Annotated in this window: 9 protein-coding genes; 2 read left to right on the forward strand and 7 right to left on the reverse strand. The window is 43.0% G+C overall.

The features are described 5' to 3' along the window. Positions 1 to 63: 63 nt before the first annotated feature. The 7 genes from LZG71_RS04970 to LZG71_RS05000 all read right to left on the reverse strand — a co-directional run bounded on the left by LZG71_RS04970 (position 64) and on the right by LZG71_RS05000 (position 10,192). A complete protein-coding gene (locus LZG71_RS04970; protein ID WP_233817601.1) occupies positions 64 to 3,006 on the reverse strand; it encodes a TonB-dependent receptor in 2,943 nt (980 codons plus the stop codon). 200 nt (positions 3,007 to 3,206) lie between these two features. Next, a complete protein-coding gene (locus LZG71_RS04975) occupies positions 3,207 to 4,379 on the reverse strand; it encodes a FecR family protein (RefSeq protein ID WP_233817603.1) in 1,173 nt (390 codons plus the stop codon). 46 nt (positions 4,380 to 4,425) lie between these two features. Continuing rightward, entirely contained in the window at positions 4,426 to 4,962 is a 537-nt protein-coding gene (locus LZG71_RS04980) for an RNA polymerase sigma factor (protein ID WP_233817605.1), read from the reverse strand. Positions 4,963 to 5,308: 346 nt separating this feature from the next. Continuing rightward, on the reverse strand, positions 5,309 to 5,989 hold the full coding sequence (locus LZG71_RS04985; RefSeq protein ID WP_233817607.1) for an ankyrin repeat domain-containing protein: 681 nt from the start codon (positions 5,987 to 5,989) through the stop codon (positions 5,309 to 5,311). A 65-nt stretch (positions 5,990 to 6,054) separates the two neighbouring features. Then, the gene (locus LZG71_RS04990) at positions 6,055 to 7,380 is read right to left on the reverse strand and encodes an amidohydrolase (protein WP_233817608.1); all 1,326 of its coding nucleotides are present in this window, start codon (positions 7,378 to 7,380) and stop codon (positions 6,055 to 6,057) included. A 124-nt stretch (positions 7,381 to 7,504) separates the two neighbouring features. Next, positions 7,505 to 8,365: a helix-turn-helix domain-containing protein gene (locus tag LZG71_RS04995; protein WP_233817610.1), complete on the reverse strand. Its 861-nt coding sequence runs from the start codon at positions 8,363 to 8,365 to the stop codon at positions 7,505 to 7,507. 84 nt (positions 8,366 to 8,449) lie between these two features. Beyond that, a complete protein-coding gene (locus tag LZG71_RS05000; protein ID WP_233817612.1) occupies positions 8,450 to 10,192 on the reverse strand; it encodes an ABC transporter ATP-binding protein in 1,743 nt (580 codons plus the stop codon). 252 nt (positions 10,193 to 10,444) lie between these two features. Here LZG71_RS05000 and LZG71_RS05005 point away from each other — a divergent pair, with 252 nt between their 5' ends. Together LZG71_RS05005 and LZG71_RS05010 are read left to right on the forward strand one after the other, a co-directional pair. Beyond that, positions 10,445 to 11,533, forward strand: a complete 1,089-nt coding sequence (locus tag LZG71_RS05005) for a Gfo/Idh/MocA family protein (RefSeq protein ID WP_233817614.1) — start codon at positions 10,445 to 10,447, stop codon at positions 11,531 to 11,533. 64 nt (positions 11,534 to 11,597) lie between these two features. Next, positions 11,598 to 13,061 (forward strand): glycoside hydrolase family 130 protein, encoded by a 1,464-nt coding sequence (locus LZG71_RS05010; RefSeq protein WP_233817616.1) that lies wholly within the window; start codon positions 11,598 to 11,600, stop codon positions 13,059 to 13,061. Positions 13,062 to 13,143: the final 82 nt, after the last annotated feature.

Consider the following 13,143-nt stretch of genomic DNA (forward strand, 5'->3'; position numbering starts at 1 on the left):
ATTGCCGTATAAAAAGAGTCGCCGGACAATATCGTCCGGCTCTCTTTTCTTCATCCATCAGTATTAAAATTCGAAAGCCAGCGATAGCCAGAAGCTCCTTGGAAGTAAGGCTCTTCCGGGCATCAATGTGCCCTTTTCAACAGTTGAAAAATTCCTGAACTGATCGCCGCGCACGTCTCCCTCTGTGAGTACTCTCGCGTTCAGCAGGTTATCAACCCAAAATCTTGCACTCAGATTTTTAGTAAAACTATAACCTGCCCCACCTTTCAACAACGAGTAAGCAGGCAGACTGTAACTGTCACTAGGGGCCGTGAACCGGCTTCCTATGTAACTTCCCGCCAGATAGATATTGAATTTCTTGTAATCATAAGTTGCCGACAACTCGGTGTTCAGGACAGGAACACGTTCTGTTCTTTTTCCTGTGAAACTGAATGTTGTATCACCCAAAATGGCCACGATAGCGGAGTTGGTATTGGTGCTTGCAGAATAGTCGGTGTATTTAGAATCCTGAACTGTGCCGGTTAAACGCAGATTGAGCGACTTGCTGACTTTGTAAGATGCCTCAAATTCCGCACTGTAAGTTCTCGTTGAGCCAAATGCCAGTAATACCTGGTTTCCTGACGAAATTGTTGGCACGGTGATTGAAAGCGAAACATTCTTGATTGCAGAATAACTGGCCGACGCAAAAAGAGAGAAATCATTTTTCGCATATTTAAAACCAACTTCACCCAGATATACAGGACGTTTTTTGATTCTGTCCGGGTTGTAAGCTGTTGCGTTGTAATCTGCGATATTCGGAGCGTTGTATGCTCTTGTAGCTCTGGCAAACAATGCAGCTTCATTATTGATCTTGTAGTTTAAGCCAGCTGTTGCCGACCAGTTCGTAACGTTTTCCGAATAGTTGGTGTAATCAGCAATCACCAAAGTGGAAGCTTTTGAATAATCTGGAGTGCCATCGGCCTTGAACGCATAAAACGGACGTTTTCCATCTACGTTCTGGTTGTCGAGCCGTGCTCCCAAATCCAGCCTCCATTTTGCATTCAGGGTAATTTCGTCTGATACATAAGCAGATAAGGTTCTCGAATCGCCAATCACGGTTGCCAGTGTAAGTGGTGTGATCTGCGCAGCGGTTGGCGAAGTGATCAGCCTTCTTGGTCTCTCCTTGAACTCCTGTAAGTAGCCGAAATTGTAGTTAGGACCGTCGTTGCGATTGTACTGGTGAATTCCTGCTCCCACCAAAAAAGAATGGTTGCCAAAAGTCTTTTTCAAGTCAAGATAATTCACGATCTGAACATCTTCCAGCTGCTGCGTAACACCGGTCACATTCACAAGTCTGTCACCCGCTTTCAAAGAAGCCGCAGTTCCGTCCAGATAATAATATTGCGTGGTGCCGTTATAAGCTACATTATTGGCAGGGATTCCAGCCGTTACGTTCATATTGGTATGCTGGTAACGGAAGTTGTTATTGAACTCCCAACCCTGATCTGTTGTGTAATTAAACTGAAAACCGCCCGCGCCTTGTTTTGTATGTATTCCATCAGACATGTCATAATCTCTTTTGACACCGTCGGCGCTGGTATAACTGAATTTGGTATCAACGGTTGCCAGCGACTGGTTCACCATATCAAAAGAATTGGATTTGGTGGGCTTTCCTGTTCCATCGTACGGATAGAAGCTGGTTAGCATCCATTGCACTTTGTCATTGAGATATTTTCCGTAAACACGAACAAAACCTTTCTGATTTTTGAAGTTGTAGGTCATATTTCCTTTAAGCTGCCCACCCTGGTTGGCTGTATACCCGGGAGAAACTATTCCCTTATCCGTACGATAAAAACCACCAATATTGTAACGGATATTGCTATTCACTTTTCCACCCACATTTCCATCGAGACGATACAAACCCTGAGATAAACCGGTGGTAGCTTTGAACTTGCCATAGGTTTTTTCCGCACCTGTATAACTCAGATTGTTAATAACCGCGCCAGGTGTGTTGGCCATCACAATCGATGCATTTCCGCCTCTTACCGCTTCAATATTCTTAATCGTAAGATCCGTTTTATAGTATTGGTCAACAGACGGGAGCGAATTGTAACCTGTTGGCAAAACCGGCAACCCATCTTCCATAATTCCAAGAAAAATGTATCCTCCCTGCTGTGGAAAACCCCTTACCCACACATTACCCGGACCATCTCCACCCGTACTTTCCACAGTCAAACCCGGAATCGCTTTAAGCAAATCTGTACTATTCAGAGGTGCTCTTGTCTGAATATCTTTATTATTGATAGTTGTAATAGCAACGCTGCTTTCGATCTTCTTCTTCGGATTTCCACCGGTTACAATAATTTCCTGTAACTGAAGAATGTCGTCCTTCATTTCAACATCAACCTGCAAATCGCCTCCCGCAACCTGAATTTCCTTTTTTACAGCTGTAAAACCGATGCTGGAAACGGTTAGCGTGTAACTTCCGTCGGGAATATCACTGAACGAAAATGCACCGTTCATATCCGTCACTACTCCGTTACTTTTATAATTTATAAGGACAGTAACCCCGCCCAATGTTTCACCTTTGCTGTCCTTTATTTTACCTGAGACCGTATGGTTGGGCGCCTTACTCTTTGAAAGGCTGAGCTCCTGCGCCCCGTCCTTTGACGTGCGACTGATTATGATCAGATTATCACTAACCCGATACGTCAATTCCAGGGGTTTAAGGGTTTCATCCAGCACTTTATATAGCGGCTGCTGATTTACTTTCAGGTTAATTTTGCGATCACCTCTTATAATTTTTGTGCTGAACACAAACTTTCCGTTGATCTGTTTTTCAATACTGTGCAGCACATTTTCAACCTCTTTGTTTTCAAGGTTGACACTTATCTTCCGGCTTAATAAAGTCTGAGCATTACCTTCTGTCGCATTGGCATTACCCAAAATGCAAATGGCAATAATGAACTGATAGAGCGAGATACGCATGGCTCTTAGGATAACTTGAAAAATACACGCTTCTTTCATACATTTGAAATGTTTTATTTAGATAAGATTAGGTAAAACAATCCCCTGCATCCTTTTTTGAAGGATGTTGCGTTTGTTCGGAAAGCAAAGTAGGGGATTCAACGAGGGTCGGAAATGTTGGTAGCATTATCCGACTCTTTTTTTAGATTGTAATTCGTTTTTACATATTTTTTGAGATAGGGTTAATAGAAAATTTAAACTTAATTTTTGCAACCTCTACTATATACGACGATCTTCCCGTCCAGCATTTCGTAGCTTGCTTCAATCACTTCACAAATAATATCCAGCTTTTCAAATAAGGATTGGTGTTCCAAAGACGCGGTCACCGGACAGTCGCCAAGCAGCTCCTTATCAAAAATAATATCGACCTGATAAGCCTCTTTGAGCTCACTGAGAACCTGAGACGCAGGAACATTGGTGAAATTGAAAGATGATTCCTCGCCGGGAACAATTTCGGGACGGTCACTGATTGTTTTCAGCATATTGGCAGTTTCCTTTTCGTAAACGACTTTCTGATTGGCCGTGATCACCATTCCTTTTGTTTTCAGCGCATTTTGATCTTTTACTTCCGAGAAGTCTGTCTGCCGGAAAACGGAAACCTTCCCTTCTTTCACTTCAACTGTGGTTTTGTTAGCAGCATTCCTGGCATTTATAGTAAAACTGGTTCCAAGTACCTTGGTTACCAACTGATTTGCATAAACAAGAAACGGACGTTTAGGATCTTTGGAGACGTCAAAAGTGGCTTCTCCGGAGAGATATACCACCCGTTTTTCAGACAGAAATTGTTCAGGAAAGCTGATCTTGGAATACGGCGTCAAAATTATTTTACTCCCATCGGGAAGCGTAATCGCTTTATTCTTTTTCGAATCATTTCTTTCCTCCCGAAGTTGTTTTGTTACCGTCAGCCTTTCATAATCACTTTTACCAGATTGATTACTTTGGTAAAGCCAGCCAAGACTTAAACAAAGAATGATGGACGCGGCGGCCCAAAACAGGGAGTTCCTTTTAAAGATATTCTTTTTCAAAACCTGAACCGGCACCGCATCCTCCGACAATTTTGTCAGGCGGACCTTGCTCAGCAATTCCTGGATTTCCACATCGATCTCTGAATCATTGATGTCGCTGTTGTAATGGCGGTACACACTTTTGAGCAGTACTTTTGCCTGCAAAATATCGTTTTGCAGCAGCGGGTTTTCGTTGATGAAGGATTGCCAGAATGCTGATTCAGACTGATGCTCATGGCGAACCCATTTCTGAAAACGGGCATCCAGGACAAAATCTTCCAGACTGTATTCTTTGTATTGATTCATGTTATTATTGGCTTCTACATATACATAGGCAGCCACTAACATGAAATAATCAAAATATTTCACTTTTTTCTTAAAAACTTCAAAAAGTGCTCTTTCGGGCTTTTTAAAGTTATAATCTGGTACGGAGTTCCTGAATGGTTCGGTAGAGCAGGTTGGCAACGGCTTGCCGGGAGATGGACATGAGCTGGGCAATCGACTCGTTGTCCAGATTTTCGAAGAAACGAAGGTAGATGATTTCCTGCTGACGCTTGGTGAGCAATGTGAGTTGCTGTTTGAGAACAAGTAACATTTCTTCGTTGGTCTCGACCTCTATGATCTGCTGTTCGATTGAACTTTCACCAATGTTTTCAGCTTCAAAATTCAGATCGTCTTCATCCGTCATCCAGTTTTGTTTGAGACTCTCCCGGTGAATTTTACGACGAAGGGATTTCAATAAATAAAATTTCACGAAATCGGTATCCCCAATGGTTTCACGCTTCGTCCATAGCTCTAAAAATAAATCCTGAATACAGTCCTTCACAAATTCACGATTCCTGGAAAATTTAATTCCATAGGTAAATAGGCTCCGGTAATAGTGACGGGCAATTTGTCCAAAAGCAAGATCATCTCCGGCACGAAAAGCGTTCCATAGCTCAGAATCGTCCATGTTCGGTGCAGAGTGAGGCAATATTTAAGATTTGAACTATCACAAAATTGAGATAAAGGGTACAATCCTACGATATTTTATAAAAAATTGCAATATAATATTACTCCGATCAACAAACGCCAAAGGATGTTGGTACCATTGGAATCAAAATAAAAGAAGCTTTTAACACGATTAGGTACGATAAAACCGCCTGATGTGTGGCTGCGATTGAAAGCATGACAAACAAAAATGCCTCGAACATGCAAAGCTGCACATCCGAGGCATAAAGGGTTTTATAGGTTTAAATCAAAAAATATCAATTCCCGGATTTCGGAAATTCAGAAAAACGGAATTTTGTATAAAGTATTTATTTCGCCTTCATCTTTTCCAACACCTTCACAATCCCATTGTAATTCCTCGATTTGGCATGTTCCAAAGCGGTCACGCCATCCTTATCCGGAATACTGATATCACATCCGGCATCAGCCAGAATCTGAACAATCTCAACATATTTGGCGCTACCGTTTCCCAGGACAACCGCTTCCATCAGCGCAGTCCAGCCTAGTCGGTTTACGTGATCTATCGGAAAATCTTTGGTGTTGGACAGCATTTTCACAACATCCACATGGCCTCTTTCGCAGGCAGGAATTAAAGCAGTTCCGTTGTAGCGGTTGAAAATATCAAAACGAGCTCCTTTGGTCAGGAAGAGTTTCACAAGTTCTGTGAGGCCGGATGCTCCTGCGAGTAGAAACGGGCTATCTTGTCTGTTGTCCTGTTGGTTCACATCAGCCTTATAATCAGTCAATAGCCTTGCCATTTTCAAATCATTGGCTTCGGTTGAAATCAGCAATAGAGACTTGCCATTCTGATCTTTCGAATTGACATCCACCCCCCTTTTCAGTTCGGTTTCAACCAAATCATATTTCCCATTTTTCACCGCTTCAATGATTGAAGTTTGTGTTTGTTCAATAGGTGTATTGTCCATATCACTCGCAGTAGAGCAAGAGCTCAGAAAAAGTATTGGGAGAAGTAAGAGGGTGTTTTTCATAAGTTTTTTATGGGGTGAAAAGTGAGATGTGGCGGTACTTTTTACGTCTTACTTCTCAAATAAAGCTAGTAAACAACCTTCCCGCCATGAATCAGCGACTTAACGGGCGATACTCTGGAAACCGCTTCCGCTGAGCAACTTGCATCAATCAAAACCATATCAGCCTTGTCCCCAACTTTCGGCCAGCTCTGGTTTCCTTTGTCGTCAAGTGGAAGTACGTTATGTGTAGCCAGCTTTAATATTCTTGAAAGGTCGAATTCTGTACGGTAACCATATAACTGAGCTGCCAGATTGGCTTTTTGCAAAACGCTTCCGGTTCCGAAGGTGCTCCACCAGTCTACAATGGAATCGTTCCCTGTCACAACATCTACCCCGTGTTTGTACAAAACAGGAATTGGCATGATGGTTCCGCCGAACGGGATCGTTGAGGCGATTCCCACTTTCGCGTTCGCTAATTTTTCGGCCATTTCCTCCGTTTTTGCTTTATCCAGCTGAGCCAGCGCAAAGCTGTGGCTAACAAACGTTTTACCTTTCAATTCAGGATTTTCATTCACTTTGTCAATCAGATAATTGATCGTTTTCAAACCCGATTCACCGCTTTCATGCAGGTGAATGTCAATTCCTTTGTTGTGGTCAACGGCAAGCTGCACGATAAAATCCATGTGTTTTTCTATGGATCCGTCAATATTCGTAGGGTCCAGTCCTCCTATGAAATCAATGTCCATCTGTGCCGCCTCTTTCATTAACGGCTCAGTTTTGGTGTAATAGATCCCATGCTGCGGAAACGCAACCAGTTCAGCCTGAAACGAATCTTTTTTGTTTTCCAGCGCCTTTTGCAGGTTTTTCAACGAATTCAGTCCTGAAGTTGGATCAATGTTGACGTGGGATCTGGCGTAGTTTGTTCCATGTGATTGCAACAGTTCAATCAACTTTTCGCTGCGGGAAACCGAGGTTTTAAGCAATTCGGGAATAATTTCCTGTTCATAGGCAATCATATCCTTCACCGTTTTATGTTTCGGTGATTTTGCTTTCCAGGGCAGTCCGTAAAAAGTTTTGTCGAGGTGAATGTGCATATCCCTGAACGCGGGCAATAGCAGCAAACCTTTTGCATCAATTGCTTTCGCGGCAGTATTATTGGGAAGAATGGCTTTTATTTTCCCATCAAGAACCTCAATAGTAAACAGTTCTGTTTTTGTTTGAACCGCATTTCCTTCTCCATCATATTCAAAACCTGTTTCCAGCCTTACATTTTTCAAGGTCAAAGATTTAGCTGCGAATTGAGGCTGTTCGGCAGCAATAGACTCCGATGCCTTCAGAATACCTGCACCAGCAGCCAGCAGCATGGATGAGTTTTTAATAAAGTCTTTTCGGGAAATTGATCGTGGTTCCATGAATTGTAGTTTTATACAAAAGTAAATATCCCAAAGGCGAAAGAATGGTAACATTCATACCAAAACTTGTACCATTTATAACAATACATGATTTTCAAAAGTTTTTTTGCTAAAAATCTGAACGTTACAACTTCTCTCTGAATTCTCTTGGAGCCATTCCGGTCTGGCTTTTAAAGAATCTGGAAAAATATGCCAGATCATAAAATCCGAGGTTGTAAGAAATTTCCTTGATGGTATTTCTGGACGTAAGTTGTCTCTTTGCTTCAAGAATAAGCCGGTTGTGGATCAGTGAAGTTGCAGATGCATGAAAATGCCTTTTACAGAGAATGTTCAGATAGTTTGCAGAAACATTCAGCTTTTCGGCATAAAACGAGACCGATTTCTGTTCCTTGTAATGCAAATTAATGAACGCATTGTATTGCAGAAGAACAGGTTTTGACCGATAAATTTTCAGGTCGTCAAATGTCCGCTCTACCTCCCGGCTCACCATTTGCGCGATGATCCTGCACCTTGCACTAACGATCTCCCAAAGAATGGTTTCCGACCGAAGTTCGGTATCTACCGACTGAAATTCGTACAACAGTTTTTGAAATATCTGAGTATCCAGTTCCAGAACCGGATGATTTTGATAATGAACCAGATCATACCTCAGCGCATGTGCAAAAGTTTCGAAAACAGGCCGGCTCACCATAATCTGATGTGCCAGTGTATCTTCTCCCAACTTCCATGAATGAACCTGACCAGGAAATAACAGGTGAATCTGATTTGCCCGCACCTTATGGTCAACAAAATCAATGCTGTGTACACCACTGCCACGCTCAAAAAGCTGGAATAAAAAAAAGTCGTGTTTGTGCGGTTTGTCAATATAACGCGGACCCAGAATTTCATGAAACTGAATACTCCCATCGACATGCAGGTCAATCTGGAATTCCGTAATGCCGAGTGTAGGTATGTGGTCAGTCGCTTTCACGCTTGAATTTACCATGATGGAATTGAAATTTTAAATACCTGATCAGCATTTTAAGGAAAATCACCCACTTTCCCAGTGTTACAAATCCCCAAAACACCACTATCTCCTCTCACCCACCTGCTGCCTCCACATCGAATAATACAATCCTTTTTGTTCAAGTAATTCTTCGTGTGAACCGGTTTCGGAAATAACTCCCTTTTCGAGTACATAAATAACATCTGCATGCATGATGGTCGACAAGCGGTGGGCTATCAGGATGGTCATTTGCTGCCTGTTGCCAGATATCCCCCTGATGGTGTCGGTAATATCCTCTTCGGTAAGTGAATCAAGTGCTGAGGTGGCTTCGTCGAAAATGAGCAACTGTGGCTGGCGCAGCAAAGCTCTTGCAATAGACAAACGCTGTTTTTCTCCGCCCGAAAGTTTCATCCCGCTTTCTCCGAGCACGGTATTAATTCCGTGCGACGCTTTGGCTATAAGTGTAGTTGCAGATGCCCGCTCCAAAGCTTCGGCAATTTCCTGGTCCGTTGCAGCAGGATTCACAAAAAGCAGATTGTCTTTAATGGAGCCTGCATATAGCTGCGTATCCTGCGTCACAAATCCGATTTGTCTCCTCAATGGATTGTATCGTATTTGGGTAGAACTCACTTCATTGAAATAAATATCTCCCTGCACAGGCACATACAAACCCACAAGCAATTTCACCAGAGTGGATTTTCCCGAACCCGACGGCCCAACAAAAGCGATGGTTTGTCCCGCCTTAATACTGAATGAAATATTATCAATAGCATTGTACCCGGCTGTTTTATGACGGAACACAACCTGCTCAAACCGCAGACTTTCCAGTTTACCAAGTTGTATAGAGTTTTCCGGTCGTTGCTCCACTGGCCGGTTCATCAGCCTGTCAAAACTGGTTAACGATGCATCTGCTTCGCGGTACAGAATGATCATATTGCCCAGATCCTGCAAGGGTGTAAAAATGGCTGTGGAAATAAACTGCATGGCGATCAGTTCACCCGTACTAAGCACTTCACGAAAAATCAACCACAACAAAATGAAAAGAATGGATTGTTTCAACAGACTAAGCAAATTTCCCTGCAAAAATGAAAGCATACTTACTTTGCGTGCTTTTAGCATTTCTAGGTCGAATATTTTCAGGGTCAGTTCATTGAGCCGTCTGATCTCCGCAAAGGTTAAACCCAGACTTTTCACCAGTTCTATATTCCTCAGACTTTCCGTTATAACTCCGGCCTGGCTTTCAGTCTGTCTGTTGATCGACTTTTGAATGCCCTTAATCTTTTTAGAAACCAATCCGGTAAGAGAACCAAGCAGCAACACTCCGACAAAAAAGACGGGTACCAGCAACCAGTTTTTGTTGATGCTATACCACAAAAGAAAACCCACACCCACCAACGATGAAAACAGCACGTTGATAAACGAATTGATAAAACGTTCCGCGTCGGTCTTCACCTTTTGAAGAACCGACAATGTGGAGCCGCTCCTGCTCTCTTCAAATTCCTGAAAAGACAACCTCAGCGTTTGTTTTAGACCGTCATTGAAGATATTCATCCCGAAACGAGCAACCGCTTTTCTGGTAATGTAATCCTGTCCGGCCTTTGCAGACCTGGCCAATATGGCAATACCCAACGCTAAAAACAACCACAGCAAAACCTCTCTGATCATTTCATTTTCAGACAGATTCGATTTATTGGTGGCGTACTGATCAATGATTTTACCAAAGATAATCGGGTCAATCAGCGTTAACAGCTGCGCCGAACCTGCCAGCAGCAAAGCACAAAAAATGAGTACGCGATGCGGCTTCAAGTACTTCCATAATATTTTCATACACGCTATATGTTCACATTAAATCAAAAATTGCAACTCCAATTAAACTAAAAGCACGACCGCAATTTTACGTTTCTATAAAACTTCCTCCAAACCATTAAGATCCTTACACTAAAACAAGACCAGAAACAGCGGACTTTTCCTGCCCAGACTCAAACCATGAAAGAAGTTCTCCGATTTTGACGCAATCATGAGTAAAAAAGCACGGATCCGGCATTAACTTGGCAACAAGATCATTTAACCAAACAGGCTATGCAAATAGAAAGGCGCGATTTCCTATCCACATTGACCCTGGCCGGAGCGGCCACTTTGTTTTCAGGCAACTCTTTGTTGGCGGCAATATCTCCGAAAAAAGAGAAACTGGGTATTGCATTGGTCGGTCTGGGTTATTACAGTACCGATTTGCTGGCACCGGCGCTCCAACTGACAGAAAAATGCTACCTCGCAGGAATCGTAACAGGCACGCCGGCCAAGGTCGAAACCTGGAAAAAGAAGTACAACATTCCTGATAAAAATATCTACAACTATCAGAACTTCGACCAGATCGCTAACAATCCGGACATTGACATCGTGTATGTGGTGCTGCCACCTTCCATGCACCGCGAATTTGTGGTGAGAGCTGCGAAAGCCGGTAAACATGTGTTTTGTGAAAAACCAATGGCTCCTTCCGTTGCCGACTGTGAAGCGATGATCAGTGCGTGCAAAAGCAACAAAGTGAAACTGGCGATTGGCTACCGTTGCCAGCACGATCCCAACATACAGGCATTTATGCAGGTGGCGAAGGAAAAGAAATTTGGCAAGATCAAGATGGTGAACAGTGCTGCCGGTTATGTGGATGGCCGCACAGACCATTGGAAACAAAATAAAAAACTGGGGGGCGGTGTAATGGGCGACATGGGTGTTTATGCACTGCAAGGTGCCCGACTTGCCACGGGTGAGGAGCCAATCAGTGTCATTGCGCAAGCTTCTACAACCAGACCGGAGATATATAAGGAGGTGGAAGAAACGATGATGTTTATGCTCGATTTCCCAAGTGGTGCACGAGCGGCATGTCAGACGAGCTTTGGTATCAATATGAACCACTTGCAAGTGAATTACGAAAAGGGCTGGTTAAAAATGGAACCTCAGTCCGCTTACAGTGGTAACAAGGGAAGCATGTCGGACGGTACCATCATCAATGTTCCTTTAAAAAGCCAGCAGGCAAAACAAATGGACGAAGATTGCGCGGCGATTATTAACAACACCCAACTCATAGCCCCAGGTGAAGAAGGTCTTCGCGATATCAGGGTTGTGGAGGCAATTTACAAGTCCGTAGCGAGTGGAAAGAGCGTTAAGATTTGACAGGAGTTAGGCTAAACATAGCTCACTTGTCGGATTAATAGCTCATCTTGTGCGAAAAGAGCAAATGTCAATACATGTCACCCGGAAAGATATTGTTTTCCAACCCGATTCAAGTAGAGTCATTGCAAGATTTTTATACAGCAGCGAAGAGAGAAGCAAACAACTCATTACGCTGATTCTTAATCTGTCCGAAAAAGAACAAAAACAGGAACTGAGCAACGTGTTGCGCAAGTATGTCAAAAGGCACAGGAGTATTTCTAAGATATTTGAGAAACATTTTCATAGATTGATACCGGTATTCCAGAGTATGGGAATTAATTCTCAGACTCTGGAAACCTCTCAAAAGCTACTGATCGGCACTTACTTTACGCTGGAATATTCGATCGAGGCAGCTGCGTTTTTTAATCCATCCATTGTTGAAGATCCCGATCAAACCCGTGTTGGGCCTGGTGAGAAAAGAGTTATTCTGAGTTTCAGAGCAACCGGAGAAGGACATATTTCGTCCATCGTATTCAGGTCAGCTATTATTGACCAAAACAACCTCATCAGTGTGGAACCTCCCGGCAGAATGCTGGATGCACCAGAGCATGTTCGTAATCACATTTATAAGAAAAGATCATTCCTGGCCAAATTAGGCGAAATGCATAATCTGGATAACAAGGCGTATCCGGTAATTCAGCAAAAACTCACTGAAACTTTTACCTATGAAGAACTAAAACGTTATGTGGACGAAACCAGAAGGCTGATCGAAATCGATGAGCCAAGTAAGATTTTCCTGAAAGAAATAATGTGGCTTGCCTCCTCGCACTATGAAATGGACTTTTCTCTTGATACGGATATTTCAGAACGGGTGATTTTCCCCATCGCCGATACAGAGAAAAAGGGTATTGAAGATGCAAGGTTTGTGAAGTTTAGCGAAGATGAAAAAGAGCCGATTTACTATGCAACCTACACGGCTTATGACGGAACATCCATCCTGCCAAAAATTTTAAAAACAAAGGATTTTTACCATTTCAAAGTTCTCCCCATTCACGGAGAGATTGCCCAGAACAAAGGAATGGCTCTCTTTCCAAGAAAAATCAAGGGTAAATATGCCATGCTTTGCCGGATCGACGGTGTCAACAATTACATCTCTTTTTCCGACAATATCAGTATCTGGCAGGAAGCGGTGATGATACAGTCGCCCAAATATCCCTGGGAATTTGTACAGATCGGCAACTGCGGATCGCCCATGGAAACAGAAGCAGGCTGGCTAGTGCTCACGCATGGCGTCGGGCCCATGCGAGAATATGTACTGGGTGCATCACTTTTTGAGCTCGATAATCCTCAGAATGAAATAGGAAGACTTAGTCAGCCACTGCTGATCCCGAATCGGAAAGAAAGAGAAGGTTATGTGCCCAACGTGGTGTATTCCTGCGGCGCGCTCATCCACAACGAGAGCCTCATTATTCCTTACGCCATGTCCGATTATGCTTCAAGTTATGCCGTAGTGGATTTAAAAGAACTGCTCACAGAGCTACAAAAATAACATCACGCACGTCATTCAATTTGAAATAAAATCAGTAAAAAGTGAGAGTTCTTTTTACTTCTCACTTTTTACTGATTTCCAA

It is taken from the genome of Dyadobacter sp. CY312, assembly GCF_021390535.1.
Classification (GTDB): domain Bacteria; phylum Bacteroidota; class Bacteroidia; order Cytophagales; family Spirosomataceae; genus Dyadobacter.